The 14,745-nt window shown below is 53.3% G+C and carries 18 protein-coding genes; 5 read left to right on the top strand and 13 right to left on the bottom strand.

Annotation, left to right across the window (positions count from 1 at the left end; genetic code table 11):
* Positions 1 to 37 precede the first annotated feature (37 nt).
* The gene (gene aaeR / locus H0247_RS17065) at positions 38 to 979 is read right to left on the bottom strand and encodes an HTH-type transcriptional activator AaeR (RefSeq protein WP_180743599.1); all 942 of its coding nucleotides are present in this window, start codon (positions 977 to 979) and stop codon (positions 38 to 40) included.
* A gap of 47 nt (positions 980 to 1,026) precedes the next feature.
* Between aaeR and H0247_RS17060 the strand changes: the two genes are divergently transcribed.
* From H0247_RS17060 to aaeB, 4 genes are all read left to right on the top strand, one after another.
* On the top strand, positions 1,027 to 1,230 hold the full coding sequence (locus tag H0247_RS17060; protein ID WP_180743598.1) for a hypothetical protein: 204 nt from the start codon (positions 1,027 to 1,029) through the stop codon (positions 1,228 to 1,230).
* Between the two features lie 173 nt (positions 1,231 to 1,403).
* Positions 1,404 to 1,607 (top strand): p-hydroxybenzoic acid efflux pump operon protein AaeX, encoded by a 204-nt coding sequence (aaeX, locus tag H0247_RS17055; protein ID WP_005975424.1) that lies wholly within the window; start codon positions 1,404 to 1,406, stop codon positions 1,605 to 1,607.
* 7 nt (positions 1,608 to 1,614) lie between these two features.
* Complete coding sequence (gene aaeA / locus H0247_RS17050; RefSeq protein ID WP_180743597.1) at positions 1,615 to 2,580, top strand: p-hydroxybenzoic acid efflux pump subunit AaeA; 966 nt, start codon at positions 1,615 to 1,617, stop codon at positions 2,578 to 2,580.
* Between the two features lie 11 nt (positions 2,581 to 2,591).
* Positions 2,592 to 4,580, top strand: coding sequence for a p-hydroxybenzoic acid efflux pump subunit AaeB (gene aaeB, locus H0247_RS17045; protein WP_180743629.1), 1,989 nt, complete (start codon positions 2,592 to 2,594; stop codon positions 4,578 to 4,580).
* A gap of 63 nt (positions 4,581 to 4,643) precedes the next feature.
* Here aaeB and yjgA read toward each other — a convergent pair whose 3' ends face one another.
* Positions 4,644 to 5,195 carry a ribosome biogenesis factor YjgA gene (yjgA, locus tag H0247_RS17040; protein ID WP_012772989.1) on the bottom strand — a complete coding sequence of 184 codons (552 nt, stop codon included), beginning with the start codon at positions 5,193 to 5,195 and terminating at the stop codon, positions 4,644 to 4,646.
* Between the two features lie 296 nt (positions 5,196 to 5,491).
* Between yjgA and pmbA the strand changes: the two genes are divergently transcribed.
* Positions 5,492 to 6,832 carry a metalloprotease PmbA gene (gene pmbA, locus H0247_RS17035; RefSeq protein ID WP_180743596.1) on the top strand — a complete coding sequence of 447 codons (1,341 nt, stop codon included), beginning with the start codon at positions 5,492 to 5,494 and terminating at the stop codon, positions 6,830 to 6,832.
* Between the two features lie 87 nt (positions 6,833 to 6,919).
* On the opposite strand, the gene rnk is transcribed toward pmbA, so the two are convergent.
* The 11 genes from rnk to kdsD all read right to left on the bottom strand — a co-directional run bounded on the left by rnk (position 6,920) and on the right by kdsD (position 14,708).
* Positions 6,920 to 7,330, bottom strand: a complete 411-nt coding sequence (rnk, locus tag H0247_RS17030) for a nucleoside diphosphate kinase regulator (RefSeq protein ID WP_180743595.1) — start codon at positions 7,328 to 7,330, stop codon at positions 6,920 to 6,922.
* Between the two features lie 170 nt (positions 7,331 to 7,500).
* Positions 7,501 to 7,773, bottom strand: coding sequence for a PTS phosphocarrier protein NPr (npr, locus tag H0247_RS17025; protein ID WP_010296626.1), 273 nt, complete (start codon positions 7,771 to 7,773; stop codon positions 7,501 to 7,503).
* 31 nt (positions 7,774 to 7,804) lie between these two features.
* Positions 7,805 to 8,662: an RNase adapter RapZ gene (gene rapZ / locus H0247_RS17020; RefSeq protein ID WP_180743594.1), complete on the bottom strand. Its 858-nt coding sequence runs from the start codon at positions 8,660 to 8,662 to the stop codon at positions 7,805 to 7,807.
* Positions 8,663 to 8,822: 160 nt separating this feature from the next.
* Positions 8,823 to 9,296, bottom strand: a complete 474-nt coding sequence (gene ptsN, locus H0247_RS17015; protein WP_039279069.1) for a PTS IIA-like nitrogen regulatory protein PtsN — start codon at positions 9,294 to 9,296, stop codon at positions 8,823 to 8,825.
* A gap of 96 nt (positions 9,297 to 9,392) precedes the next feature.
* Positions 9,393 to 9,680: a ribosome hibernation promoting factor gene (gene hpf, locus H0247_RS17010; RefSeq protein ID WP_011091920.1), complete on the bottom strand. Its 288-nt coding sequence runs from the start codon at positions 9,678 to 9,680 to the stop codon at positions 9,393 to 9,395.
* Between the two features lie 23 nt (positions 9,681 to 9,703).
* The gene (gene rpoN, locus H0247_RS17005; protein ID WP_180743593.1) at positions 9,704 to 11,137 is read right to left on the bottom strand and encodes an RNA polymerase factor sigma-54; all 1,434 of its coding nucleotides are present in this window, start codon (positions 11,135 to 11,137) and stop codon (positions 9,704 to 9,706) included.
* Positions 11,138 to 11,186: 49 nt separating this feature from the next.
* Entirely contained in the window at positions 11,187 to 11,912 is a 726-nt protein-coding gene (gene lptB / locus H0247_RS17000; protein WP_010296638.1) for an LPS export ABC transporter ATP-binding protein, read from the bottom strand.
* A 3-nt stretch (positions 11,913 to 11,915) separates the two neighbouring features.
* The gene (gene lptA, locus H0247_RS16995; protein WP_180743592.1) at positions 11,916 to 12,488 is read right to left on the bottom strand and encodes a lipopolysaccharide ABC transporter substrate-binding protein LptA; all 573 of its coding nucleotides are present in this window, start codon (positions 12,486 to 12,488) and stop codon (positions 11,916 to 11,918) included.
* Positions 12,469 to 13,035 (bottom strand): LPS export ABC transporter periplasmic protein LptC, encoded by a 567-nt coding sequence (gene lptC, locus H0247_RS16990; RefSeq protein WP_180743591.1) that lies wholly within the window; start codon positions 13,033 to 13,035, stop codon positions 12,469 to 12,471. The genes lptA and lptC overlap by 20 nt, the downstream gene beginning before the upstream one ends.
* Positions 13,032 to 13,598 (bottom strand): 3-deoxy-manno-octulosonate-8-phosphatase KdsC, encoded by a 567-nt coding sequence (kdsC, locus tag H0247_RS16985; RefSeq protein WP_180743590.1) that lies wholly within the window; start codon positions 13,596 to 13,598, stop codon positions 13,032 to 13,034. The genes lptC and kdsC overlap by 4 nt, the downstream gene beginning before the upstream one ends.
* Positions 13,599 to 13,616: 18 nt before the next feature.
* Complete coding sequence (kdsD, locus tag H0247_RS16980; protein ID WP_180743589.1) at positions 13,617 to 14,708, bottom strand: arabinose-5-phosphate isomerase KdsD; 1,092 nt, start codon at positions 14,706 to 14,708, stop codon at positions 13,617 to 13,619.
* Positions 14,709 to 14,745: the final 37 nt, after the last annotated feature.

Here is a 14,745-nt window from a genome sequence, read left to right as displayed (position 1 = left end):
GCTCTGAGTCCTGAGTTCCCTTTAAGACCGCGCGTTATTAGCGCGGTTTTTTTTCCTCGCTATGATTCTGCCGGTAGCCCTGATACGTCAGGGCGACGTTTTTGAAGTATTCCGTCATGTAGTTAATGCAGACCTGTACTTTTAGCGGCAGGTTGTCTTTGCGGGTGTAGAGTGCATAGACTGGGCGCGGATCGGAGTGGTAGCGATTAAATAGAATCTCGATTTCGCCGCGATGGATTTCATCCACGATCCACATGAGCGGCACGTACGCGATACCCGCGCCAGCCTTGAGCCAGCGCACTAGCGTTTGCGGATCGTTGGTGACAAAGCGTCCTTGTGGCGTGACGCGGGTTGAAATGCCTTCCGGGGCGATCAGCTCAAATTCGCTGTCGGGACGCACGCTGTATTCCAGCCAGGAAAAATTCACCATATCTGCCGGTTTATCCGGCGTGCCGTGCTGTGCCAGATAGCTTTTGGCGGCACAGACCACCATGGGCATCGAGCCTAAGCGTTTCGAGAACAGGCTGGAATCCTGCAATGCACCGACGCGGATAACGATATCCAGCCCATCGGCAATCAGGTCAGGAGCGGGAATTCCTGTGACCAGATTGACGGACAAACCGGGGTATTCCTTCAGCATCGCGGCAGTCATGGTGGACAACACATTCTGCGCCATCGTGGAAGAACTGCCGATACGCAGTGTGCCTATGGGCGTATTGTTGAAAGCGTAAAGTTGCTCATGGACCTCATGCGCCTCATGCAGCATGCGGCGACAGCCGTGATAGTAAATTTTCCCCGCTTCCGTCAGTCCAATGCTGCGCGTACTGCGGTTCAGTAGCTTAATCTGTAGTTCATCTTCGAGCTTGGTGACGGTTTGGCTGACGGCGGATACGCTCATCTGCAACTGGCGGGCGGCCGCGGTAAAAGAACCAAATTCCACCACGCGGGCAAACACCGACATACTCTTTAGTCTTTCCATTATTCACTCTGGCTTAAAAGTGATTTAGATCACACTATGTAGATAAGGTGATAATAAGCATCCATAATATAGCCTATCCGGTGATGCTGGGTGGAGCATTGTCCGCCATCGCTCAAGCGGCAGTGTTGACTGAAGGCGAAAGCGAACAGACATCGCCCCTGTGGTCGTCCATGATTATTCACTACCTAGGGCTACCCGATGATTGTGTTTATTTACCCAATGTAGATCGCGCGCTGATTTCCCATCGCTAGTCAGTCTCTGCTGGTATCGCTATTCATCAGTTTAACGCTATTTAATTCGCTGGCTACAGCCTGCGGGATGACGCGCTTTTGTCTAGGCTGAACGTCAGCATCAGACGACATCATTCACCATCCGGTAGCGAACCTGCGCGCTACCACTACCTAATAGAAAAAAGGAAAAGAGGATGAGTTCACTCCCGGTTATGGTGCTGTTCGGGTTGTCATTTCCCCCCGTATTTTTTGTCTTGCTGGTGTCATTGACCCTGTTTTTTGTCGTGAATCGCCTGCTGCAACCGACGGGTATCTATGACTTCGTCTGGCATCCGGCGCTGTTTAACAGCGCGCTGTTCTGCTGTTTGTTCTATTTACTTTTCCGTTACGGTCTGTGAGGCGTCTGTGAAAGCGTTCTTTTTAACCTTGTTTAGACAGCAGGCCGTGCTGATCAAAAAACTGAGCCGCGTGGTTATTACGCTGGTGATTGTGCTGTGTGCGATTGTCGCCATTTTCCGTATCTGGGCGTTTTATACCGAATCACCCTGGACGCGTGACGCCAAATTTACGGCGGACGTTGTCGCCATTGCGCCGGACGTCAGTGGGTTGTTGAGCGATGTTCGCGTCACGGACAATCAGTTGGTGAACAAAGGGGATGTGCTGTTTGTCATCGATCAGCCACGCTACCATCAGGCCGTGGCGCAGGCGGAAGCCGATGTCGCCTATTATCAGGCGCTGGTGACGGAAAAACGTCGGGAATCAGGGCGTCGGACGCGACTGGGCATCAGTGCGATGTCGCAGGAAAATATCGATCAGTCCAGTAATGCGCTGGAAACCGCCACGCACCAGCTTGCTAAAGCGCAGGCGGTGTTGTCACTGGCGCAACTGGAGCTGGAACGTACCGTGGTGCGCGCCCCTGCCGACGGCTGGGTGACCAACCTGCATGTGCAGAGCGGTGAGTTCATTGAACGAGGTAACACGGCGGTAGCGCTGGTGAAGAAGGATTCGTTCTATCTGCTGGCGTACATGGAAGAAACCAAGCTTGAAGGCGTGCGTCGTGGCTACCGTGTGGAAATTACGCCGTTGGGCAGCGAAAAGATATTTTATGGCACGGTGGATAGCGTAGCGGCTGGCGTGAATAACAGCAGCAGCAGCGCAAACAATAAAGGCCTGGCTAACGTGGATTCTAATCTGGAATGGGTGCGTTTGGCGCAGCGTGTGCCGGTAAAAATTCGCCTCGATCGCCAAATGGGCGACCTCTATCCGGCTGGTACGACGGCAACCGTGGTGATCACCGGTGAGCAGGTCAACAATGATAAAAAGCCGTCGCCGCTTATCCGTCTCCTTTATCGCCTGCGTGAGTTTGGTTAAGCGAGACGATGATGAAAACGCCCTCGTTAACCGTTCCTATGTTCTTTACGACACCGACGTTTGCGCGTGTGCGCTTTGCCTTCAAACTGAGCTTTGCGATTGTGCTGTCCCTGTTTCTGGGTTTCCATCTCCAGTTGGAAACTCCGCGCTGGTCGGTGCTGACAGCGGCAATTGTTGCTGCCGGCCCCGCTTTTGCCGCAGGCGGCGAGCCGTTTTCCGGTGCCATTCGTCATCGTGGTATTCTGCGTATTATTGGCACCTTTATCGGCTGTATCGGTGCACTTATCATCATTATTGCCACTGTGCGCGCACCGGTGGTGATGTTAATGCTGTGCTGTATTTGGGCTGGCCTCTGCACCTGGGTTTCTTCACTGGTTAAAGTCGAAAATGCCTATGTGTTCGGGCTGGCAGGCTATACCGCGCTGATTATTATTGTGTCGACGCAGGGCACGCCGCTGCTGACGCCGCAGTTTGCCGTGGAGCGCTGTAGCGAGATTGTACTGGGCATTGTCTGTGCCATTCTGGCGGATTTACTGTTTTCGCCACGTTCGATCAAACAGGACGTTGACCGGAACATTGGTGAGCTGCTGGTGGATCAATATCGCTTACTGCAACTCAGCATGAACGGCGTGGAGAAAGAAACCATCGATGCGGCATGGCACGCGCTGGTGCGTAAAACGACCGCGCTAAGCGGCATGCGCAGCAGCCTGATGCTGGAATCCTCACGTTGGCAGAACAGTAACCGCCGTTTAACGTCGTTGCACACGCAGTCGCTCACGATGATTACCCAGGCGTGTGAAACCTACCTGATTTTGCAGGATGCCCCGACTCCTGTAAAAAGCAGCCTGAAGCTGGTGTTGGATCAGCCCGTTGAGTCATTCCGCGATGTGCATTGCCGTGTGAAAGCATTGCGACACCTGATTGCCGCAAACAGCCGTGACGTGCCGCCTACATTGGTTAGCTGGGTGGGGGCGGCGACGCGCTATTTGTTGTTAGCGAAAGGCGTGCACACCAACGGGCGTATCACGACGATTGAAGCTGACGTGTTGAACAGCGAGGTGGAAATTAAAGCACCATCAGCCGAAACTCATCATGCCATGATCAACGGCTTACGTACTGGCGTGGCGACTGCACTGGGCTGTTTGTTCTGGTTGAGCACCGGCTGGACCTCTGGCAGCGTATGTATGGTGATGATTGCGGTGGTGACATCGCTTGCCATGCGTTTGCCGAATCCGCAGATGATGGCGAAGGATTTTCTGTTCGGGACGATCTACGCGCTGCCGCTGGGGGCAATAATGTTCATGTTTATTATGCCCTCAACGCAGCAAAGTATGTTGCTGCTGTGCCTGAGTCTGGGGGCGATGGCCTTCTTCCTCGGGCTTGAAGTACAAAAACGTCGTCTCGGTTCGCTGGGCGCACTAGCCAGTACGATCAATATCCTGGTGTTGGACAACCCGATGACGTTCCACATCAGTCAATTTTTGGACAGTGCGATCGGCCAGATCATCGGCTGTTTTCTGGCGCTGATGGTGATCCTGCTGATCCGAGATAACACCAAAACGCATACGGGGAGAACGCTGCTGAACCGTTTTGTGTATGGTGCGGTTTCAGCGCTGACGACCAACACGACGCGGCGCAAGGAAAACCACCTGCCTGCGTTGTATCAACAGCTGTTCCTGCTACTTAACCGCTTCCCTAACGACATTGCCAAGTATCGTCTCGCACTGTGGCTGATCATCATGCACCAGCGTCTGAGAACGCTGGATATTCCGCAAAACGCAGCACTGTCGGCCTTTCATCGTCAGATTCGCGCGACGGCAGAGCAGGTGATATTGGCCCGACGTGACACCACCCGTAGCCGCTATTTCACGCAGCTGTTAGACGAGCTTGAACGTTATCAGCAGATGTTGACGGAACAGCAGCTTCCCCCGAGTGTGACCGCGCCAGTGGGACGCTTGACTGGGATCCTGCGTGATTATCAGCACGCGCTGAGCAGTTAATCTTGGTGGGGAGGTAATAAAGCACGGGATGAGTGAGACATACACCTCATCCCGCTTTTGACATTAGTCTGTGGTTTCAGCCAGTTCTCGCAGATACTGGAAGATCTGGCGGGCGGATTTCGGCGGTTTGTTCGCCGCTTTCTCTTTCTGGGCATTACGCACCAGAGAACGCAACTGCTGACGGTCAGCATGGGGATACAGCGCCAGAATATCAGGGACCACGTCGTCCCCCTCTTCAATCAGACGGTCACGTAACTGTTCCAGCTTGTGGAATAACGCCACCTGCTGATTATGGCGGTTGTTCAGTTTATCCAGCGCGGTTTGGATAGGCTCGGGATCGCGGGCGCGCAGCATTTTACCAATCAACTGTAGCTGACGGCGACGGCCTTCTTTCTTGATCCGTTGTGCCAGTTCCACCGCCGCACGCAGATCGTCATCCAACGGGATCTTCTCCAACGCGTTTTTGCCCAGATCGACCAGTTCCGCGCCGAGATCTTTCAGCGCTTCGGCATCGCGCTTTATTTCACTTTTGCTGACCCAGATAATTTCATCATCTTCGTCGTCTTCTTGGTTATCTGGGACGTCATTCAGCCAGTCTTCGTACTTTTGCTTCATGGTTGGCTCCTAAAAAGTGTCCAGGAGCAATCTCTAACGCTACGCGTAGCGGCTCCGGGATGGTGAACAGCGTGCCCACCAGAAAAAAAGAGGCTGATACTAACAGGTTTGGGCTTTGTGCGAAATTGTCCGTAGATCCTGTTAGACTAGAAAGCATCATGCTACACCATTTTATGCTCCTCACTCTTCACGTTACCTACGTGTTGGCTGCGTGAAGTATAGAGAGTATACGCCCCTTTTGTGCTCGTTGCGGGGATGATGATGGTGAGCTTTCTTCCACTCATTATGGCAGAACAATGACGATAACTACTCAGGTTGCAGAGCAACGTAAAGCGCTGGAGCTCGCGGTGGCTCAGGCGCTGGAACTGGCGCGTGCCGGTTCTGATGCGGCAGAAGTCGCGGTGACAAAAACGACAGGCATTAGCGTCAGTACCCGTTATGGTGACGTTGAAAATGTTGAATTCAATAGCGATGGTGCGTTGGGCATCACAGTTTATCATCAACAGCGTAAAGGCAGCGCATCGTCTACCGATCTTAGCCCGGATGCGATAGCGCGCACTGTACAGGCCGCGCTGGATATTGCGCGCTATACCTCTGTCGATCCGTTTGCTGGCCCGGCGGATCGCGATCTTCTGGCGTTTGACGCGCCGGATCTCGATCTGTTCCATCCGACCGAGTTGGATGCGGATCGCGGCATTGAGTTAGCCGCTCGCGCAGAACAGGCCGCATTACAGGCTGACAAGCGTATCACCAACACCGAAGGCGGCAGTTTTAACAGTCATTATGGCGTTAAGGTGTTCGGCAATAGCCACGGTTTGCTGAAAAGCTACTGCTCCAGCCGTCATTCCATGTCCAGTTGCGTGATTGCTGAAGTGAATGGCGATATGGAACGGGATTATGCCTACACCGTTGGCCGTGCGCTGGATGATTTGCGCAGCCCTGAATGGGTGGGTGAAGAGTGCGCGCGCCGCACATTATCCCGCCTGTCACCGCGCAAGCTACCAACCATGCAGGCTCCGGTGATGTTCTCTGCCGAAGTCGCGACAGGCCTGTTTGGCCATCTGGTTGGCGCGATCAGCGGCGGTAGCGTTTATCGTAAATCGACCTTCCTGCTGGATAAACTCGGCCAGCAGATTCTGCCAGAGTGGCTGACGATAGAGGAGCAGCCGCACTTGCTTAAAGGGCTGGCTTCTACGCCGTTCGACAGCGAAGGCGTGCAGACGCAGGCGCGTGACATTGTGAAGGCGGGCGTGTTGCAGACCTGGCTGATGACGAGCTACTCCGCTCGTAAATTGGGGATGAAGAGCACCGGTCATGCGGGTGGTATTCATAACTGGCGGATTGCCGGACAAGGTCTGGATTTCAACGGCATGCTGAAACAGATGGGCAAAGGCCTGCTGGTGACCGAACTGATGGGGCAAGGCGTGAGCGGTGTGACGGGAGATTATTCCCGCGGGGCATCTGGCTTCTGGGTTGAAAACGGCGAAATCCAGTACCCAGTTAGTGAGATTACGATCGCGGGTAACCTGAAAGACATGCTGCGCAATATTGTGACGGTGGGGAATGATATCGAAACCCGAAGCAATATCCAGTGTGGTTCCGTGCTGTTGCCTGATATGAAAATCGCCGGGGAATAAATCGGTTCTGCGTTGAGTAACCGTCGCCGTCGGCAGTGTCCGACGGCTGTTACTCTATGCCGATAGTGGCCATCGTACCCCGCAGCTTTAGCGGTGGTACTCGCCTGCGGCTTCAGGCTGATAGAGTAGTTCGAGCACTTCAATTCGCGTTTCTTCACCGTTTGGCAACTGCCAGGTGATCGAATTTCCCACATGCATTCCCAATAGTGCTGCGCCCAGCGGAGCCATCACCGACAGCGGTTCTTGGCTGTCTTTCACCGCGGCCGGATAAACCAGCGTGCGGATGTGCTCTTCGTTGGTATTCAGGTCGCGGAAACGCACCCGACTATTCATGGTGACGACATGTGAGGGAATCGATGCCGAAGGCAGAATGTCCGCCCGATCCAGCTCCTCATTCAACGCCTGTGCGATCTCGCTGTCCGCAAAGGCGGGCTGCTCCAATAACATATCCAGACGTTCTGCATCCAATTCACTGATTGTCAGGTTAGGTTTCGTCATACTCCTCTCCAGTTGGTATTTTTAGATGATATAAAAATAACCCCCGCGCCCAAAGGAGCAGGGGTATAAGAAAATATTATGATTTATGTAGGTAGATAGTAGGAGGTTCGGGGAGGAAAGTGAAGTGCTCCTTGCTATGAAAACTGGCAGATAGCCTGCTAAGGAAATCGCTAGTCTTCGTCGAACCCAGCTTCGAACAGTCCGATGACGGCGGCAAGTGCCTGTTCTTCATCTGGGCCAGTGGCTTCTACTTCGATAAGGCGCCCTTTGGCGGAGTCCAGCATCAGCATAGCAATCACGCTGCTGGCTTCGGCTTCGGTGCCGCTGTCATTACGCAGTATCACTTCTGCATCAAAGCTCTGTACCAGTTCGAACAGCTTCATGGCTGGGCGAGCGTGCATACCCAGCTTATTTTTGATTTCAACCGTTTGTCGGACTGTCATGGGGTACCTAGTTGTATTGGGTTGCCGACGATTACGAGGGTTTACGCTTTTCCAGCGTACGGTGGCGCGACTGGACGTTCTTACCGCGTGAACGGAAGTAGTCTGCCAACTGCTCGGCGACGTAGACGGAACGGTGTTTACCGCCGGTACAGCCAATAGCGACAGTCAGATAGCTGCGGTTATTGGTTTCCAGCATTGGCAGCCACAGTTCCAGATAGCTGCGAGTCTGGTAGATGAAGTTGTGAACTTCGGTGTGCCTGTCGAGGAAGGACGCAACGGGCTTATCCAGACCAGTCATCGGGCGCAGCTTCGGATCCCAGTGCGGGTTCGGCAAGAAACGCACGTCAAAGACGTAATCCGCATCAATGGGGATGCCGTGCTTGAAACCGAACGATTCGAACACCATCGTAAGCTCACGTTCCCGCTTGCCGAGCAAACGGGTACGTAGCATCTCAGCCAGTTCATGTACCGACATCTCGGAGGTGTCGACAATCAGGTCGGCGCGTGAACGCAGCGGCTCCAGCAGATCGCTTTCTTCATCAATGGCGCTTTCCAGCGACAGATTCTTGCTGGAGAGCGGATGCAGGCGACGGGTATCGCTATAGCGACGGATTAATGTATTGCGGTCGGCATCCAGAAATAGCAATTGAGGCGAGAAGCTTGGCGGCAGTTGCTCCATGGCATGCTCGAAGATCTCTGGCGATTCCGGCATATTGCGCACGTCAATGCTGACTGCTGCGGAAATATTACGTGCCGCAAGCGTATTAGCCAGCTCTGGCAGTAAAACCACAGGCAGGTTATCTACGCAGTAGAACCCCATATCTTCCAGTGCGCGCAGGGCGACAGATTTCCCTGAACCTGAGCGACCACTGACAATCATCAGCACCATCTGACGACTCCCCTCTGGCAACGTGATGGCGAATTCTCATTGCCACTGTTTTTATAAAGTGATGTATAGCTAAAAAAATGACGGCTTAGCGCAGGGATTGCAAGCATTCTCTGAACCCACGGCGAATCGCCCGTCATCGTGAACATGACAACCATTCGGCTTAACCGGCTTCCGTCATAATCTGGTACAGCTCTTCATCGCTTTGCGCCGCACGCAGGCGTCGGCAAACCGTTTTATCCGCCAGCCGCTTGGCAACAAGCGACAGGGTATGCAAATGGGTTTTACATTGTTCCGCCGGAACCAGCAAGGCAAAAAGCAGATCAACAGCCTGATTATCAATAGCATCGAAAGCGATCGGTTGCTCTAACTGGATGAAAACACCGATGGCGCCCAGCGCATTATCGTCTTCCAGCTTGCCGTGAGGAATGGCAATGCCACCGCCGATTCCTGTGCTGCCCATCCGCTCCCGGGTCAGGATGGCATCAAAGATAATCTGCGAAGGAATGTTAAGCTGTCTGGCGGCCAGCTCACTGATAATTTCCAATGCCCGTTTCTTACTCTGGCAATGGACGGTGCTTCGGGTGCATTCAGGACGTAATACGGTGCTGAGTTGCAATACGGGATCGTGGTTCATTTTATTTTCACTTAACGACGCTTTCACTTCTGGTGATCCCGACCCACCCGATGGATGGGCCGAGTTTGTTCCTGTGCCAAACGACAAAGGAGAAAATTAGTGCTGCTTGAGTTTATCTTTATGCTTATTGAGCTGTCTTGCCAGCTTATCAATCAATAAATCTATCGCGGCGTACATATCTTCCGCTTCTGAGGTTGCATGCAGTTCGCCACCATTAACGTGGAGCGTGGCCTCGGCAATTTGCTGAACTTTTTCCACTCTCAATACCACATTGACCTGATTAATCCGGTCAAAATACTGCTCTAATTTGGCAAACTTGCCATTCACAAAATCACGCAGCGGTTCAGTGATTTCGATGTGGTGTCCGGTAATGTTGAGCTGCATCGTGTCTTCCTTCTCTGTTGAGATCAAACCAGTTGTTTACGCTGATTCGATGGTGGGATAGATAAAGACTCTCGGTATTTTGCCACGGTACGGCGCGCCACGATGATGCCCTGATCGGAGAGCAACGCCGTAAGCTTGCTGTCGCTTAGCGGTTTGACGGGGTTTTCCGCCGCAATAAGCTTCTTGACCAGCGCGCGAATTGCCGTTGATGAGGCTTCTCCGCCGCTATCGGTATTCACATGGCTGGAGAAGAAATATTTTAGCTCAAAAATGCCGCGTGGGCTGTGCAGGAACTTTTGTGTCGTCACGCGTGATATGGTGGATTCATGCATATCCACTGCCTGGGCGATATCTGCCAGTACCATGGGTTTCATGAATTCTTCACCCTGCTCGAAGAAATCCTGCTGCTGTTCGACGATGCAGCGGGTCACTTTCAGCAGTGTGTCATTACGACTTTCCAGACTCTTGATGAGCCAGCGCGCCTCTTGCAGATTACTGCGGATAAACTGCCCGTCGCTGTCGTTGCGTGCGCTGTTGCCCAGCGCCGCATACTGCTGGTTAATCTGCAAGCGGGGAATGCTGTCGGTGTTCAGTTCAACGGCCCAGATGCCTTGAACCTTGCGCACCAGTACATCAGGGATCACATATTCGGATTCGCCGGTGTTGATCGACTGCCCTGGCCGTGGATCGAGCGATTGGATCAGCGCCAGCGCTTCTTTCAGCACATCTTCTTTCAGGCGCGTGACGCGGATAAGGCTACGGAAATCATGATTGGCCAACAGATCGAGATGATCGCTGACGATCAGGCGGGCTTCGACCAGACGCGGTGTGCTGTCAGCAAACTGGGAAAGCTGCACTAGCAAACAATCGCGCAGATCGCGAGCGGCGACGCCAACAGGATCAAAGCGCTGCACGCGTTTGAGTACGGCTTCGACTTCTTCCAGCGTCACATCGTCGTCGCCGATGCTGTCAAGAATGTCCTCCAGCGGCACGGTCAGGTAGCCGGTGTTGTCCACGGCATCGACGATAGAGGTCGCGATAGCGGCGTCGGTGTCTGAAAACGGCGTCAGCTCAACCTGCCACATCAGGTAATCCTGAAGCGTTTGCGTGGTTTCGCCTTGATAAATCGGCAGTTCTTCATCGCGATAATCAGTGCCAGTGCCCGACGGCGTGCCTGCGGAGTAGATCTCATCCCAGGTAGCGTCGAGCGGCAATTCTTCCGGCATGTCCCTTTGTTCAAGCGCTTCACCGGTATCCAGTGAATCGCTGTCTGCCTTTTCGAATGACTCGATTTCGTCGTGCTGATCCGTTTGTTCGAGCAACGGATTGCTTTCCAGTGCCTGCTGAATTTCCTGTTGCAATTCAAGCGTGGACAGTTGCAACAGGCGGATGGCCTGTTGGAGCTGTGGGGTCATGGCCAGTTGCTGGCTAAGCCTGAGTTGCAAACCTTGCTTCATAAATCGCGCTAACGTCCCATAAGTGCTGCAAAGATAAAATATTACCCTATCAGAGTCGGAAGCCTTCGCCCAGATAGACGCGCTTCACCTGTTCATCGGCCAGAATATCGGTCGGTGAACCGTGGGCGATCAGGTTGCCCTGACTCACGATATAGGCTCGTTCACAGACATCGAGCGTTTCGCGGACGTTATGATCGGTAATCAACACGCCAAGTCCGCTGTCACGCAGATGCTCAATGATTTTTTTAATATCCAGTACGGAGATCGGGTCTACGCCCGCAAACGGTTCATCCAGCAGGATGAACTTCGGATTTGCCGCCAGCGCACGCGCAATCTCTACGCGGCGTCTTTCCCCACCGGACAGCGATTGTCCCAGACTATCGCGCAAATGAATAATATGGAATTCTTCCATTAGCTCATTGGCACGATCTTCCTGCTGCTCGGTCGTCAGATCTTTGCGGATCTGCAGCACAGCCATCAGGTTGTCATAGACGCTTAAGCGACGAAAAATAGAGGCTTCCTGCGGCAGGTAGCCAATGCCGCGCAGCGCACGTTCATGCAGAGGAAGCAGGCTGATGTCATCGTCGTCAATGACAATTCGCCCTTCATCACGGGGGACGATACCCACGACCATGTAGAACGTTGTCGTTTTACCAGCACCGTTCGGCCCGAGCAGGCCGACGATTTCACCGGAATTGACGGTCAGGCTGACATTTTCGACAACCTTACGGCCTTTGTACGCTTTGGCCAGATTTTCTGCGGTTAATGTTGCCATAACTTACTCAGTGACCCGTGGTTGCGATTGTTGAGAACGAGAAGTCTGGTTCTTGTTCTCTTTCTCCTGAAGCTGAGAGGGGACTAACACCGTCGTCACACGCTTGCCTTTTTCGCTGGTTGCTTCCATCTGTTGCTGTTTCACCAAATAGGTAATGCGATCGCCTTTGACATTGCTGTCCTGCTGTTCCAGATAGGCATTGCCTGTCAACACCAGAAAATCTTTGGCCAGCTCGTAGCGAATTTTCTGCGCGTGACCTTTCACCGGTTTGCCGTTGTCCTGCATCTGGTAAAACGTCACGGGGTTACCGTAGCCTTCCACCACTTCATTGCCTTGCGTGCCTTGTGGACGCGTTACGACGACTTTGTCGGCTTTCACTTCAATCGTCCCTTGCTTCACGACAACATTGCCGGTGAATGTCACCGTGTTGCCCTGCATGTCCAGAGACTGCTGTGCTGAATCAATGCGAATAGGTTGGTTGCTATCGCCCGTGACGGCAAAGGCGGAAACGCTGACGGCGAACAGCGAGCTGGCGATCAGGGTGTTACGCATCAGATTATTGGTTTTGGATTTCATAAGAGGTTTTTACCTTTTCGATCAACTCGGCCGTTTTGTTACGCAGATTCCCGCGCATTTTCATTCCGCTTGACGTGAAGCTGGCGCCGTACAGGGTAACTTCATCATCGGAAGAGACGTCCTGCGTGACCAGATTCACCTGGGCATTATTCGTTGTGATGCGCTGAAGCTGTGCGTCTTTCGTCAGGCTATTCACCTCAACGTTGCCGTACAGATAGAGCATCTTGTCTTTTGTCAGCTTGGCGCGATCGGCGCGTACTGACCAGGTTGCGGTGCCTTGTTCATTGAACAGCGTGGCAACAGGCTTGGTAAACCAGCTCAACTGTTCGTCGTTGAAATACTCCGCTTTTTCCGAAATCAGTCTGTAACTCAGCTTACCCGCAGGGCTGTATACCTGCGTGTTGGTCTTTTCGCTGGTATAGACCGGCACAGCAGGATCGTTTGCATACGGTGCCGCTACCGTGTTGTCATCCGCAATATTCAAGCCGATGAGGATAAGCACTAACAGGGCCAGAAAAGCGGTGAGCCAACGCTTGGTTTTACTCATATTGACAACCCTTTGGCATGCTCCAGCTTGTCCTGCGAGAACAGAATCAAATCACACAGCTCACGTACTGCGCCACGCCCGCCCGCAAGACGGGTGACATAATCTGCGCGTGGTAACAGCAGCGGGTGGGCGTCTGCCACGGCAACGCTCAGCCCAACCTGTGCCATCACAGGCCAGTCGATCATATCGTCGCCGATATACGCGACCTGATTTGCCGTTACAGACAGTTTATCCAACAGATCGTTGAAGGCCAAAACCTTATCCGATTGCCCCTGATAAAGATGGTTAATGCCCAGTGTTTTACACCGATCTTCCAGCAGTTTTGCTGAACGCCCAGTGATGATGGCAACTTCAATATCGGACGTCAGCAAGCAGCGAATGCCATAGCCGTCGCGGACGTTAAAGGCTTTCAGCTCTTCGCCATGATTGCCCATGTAAATCAGACCATCGGACATCACGCCGTCAACGTCGCAGATTAACAGGCGAACTTCACGGGCTTTATCCAGTACCTGTTGATCGACAGGCCCATAGCAGGTATCGGTTTGTGCCCTGACTTCACTCATTCACAATTATCCTTTCTTTTAAACCACGCCAGCCCGCAGCATATCGTGCATATGGACGATCCCGACCAGACGATCGTTTTCTGCCACCAGCACTGAGGTGATGTGGCGTGACTGCATCAGGTTAAGTGCATCCACCGCCAGCGTTTGCGGTGCGACCCGGATGCCGCCCGCGGTCATCACATCAGCAATGCGCGCGCTGTTCAAGTCAATATTCATGTCGAAGATGCGGCGCAGGTCACCATCGGTAAAGATGCCCTGAATTTTCATATCCGCTTCGCAGATTACCGTCATACCCAGATTTTTGCGCGTAATTTCCACCAGCGCATCACGCAGTGAAGCATCGTGTGGGACGTGCGGGATCTCGTCGCCTGAATGCATGATATCGCTGACGCGCAGTAAAAGTTTGCGGCCGAGTGCGCCACCAGGGTGAGAAAGGGCAAAATCTTCGGCGGTAAAGCCACGCGCCTGTAGCAAGGCCACGGCCAGCGCGTCTCCCATGACCAGCGTCGCAGTGGTGCTGGTAGTGGGGGCGAGACCAAGCGGGCAGGCTTCCTGCGGGACGTGCACGCACAGGTGAATGTCCGCCGCTTTACCCATCGTACTTTCCGGCGCGCCGGTCATACAGATCAGGAACACTTTCTGGCGTTTCAGGACGGGAATCAGAGACAGAATTTCATGAGACTCGCCGGAGTTGGAAATGGCGATCACGATATCGTGCGGCGTCACCATACCGAGGTCGCCGTGGCTGGCTTCGCCCGGATGAACAAAAAAAGCAGGCGTACCGGTACTGGCGAAGGTCGCGGCTATCTTGCAACCAATGTGACCGGATTTACCCATTCCCATCACCACGACTTTACCCTGGCAATGGAATATCTTTTTACAGGCGAGGGTAAAATTGTCATCAATGTACTGGTCTAATTGCGCAAGCCCATCGCGTTCGATACTCAGTACCTGCTTGCCCGCCTGCTGAAAGTCGAAATCGGCGGGTAGTTGATGAGACTTTTGTCGCGTATGCGCGGCTTGTGGTGCATGATCGGCTTGTTGTGCATGGTCGGATAGTGAACGGTCAGACTGCTGTTTTAGACGAGCATCTTGTTCAAACTGTGACATACCAATAGTCCTGATTATGATGAAAAACGGAACAGCG

The organism is Pectobacterium sp. CFBP8739 (assembly GCF_013449375.1).
Taxonomy (GTDB): domain Bacteria; phylum Pseudomonadota; class Gammaproteobacteria; order Enterobacterales; family Enterobacteriaceae; genus Pectobacterium.
The sequence above is the reverse complement of the archived record's forward strand: the minus strand, read 5'-3'. Positions and strand labels throughout refer to the sequence as shown.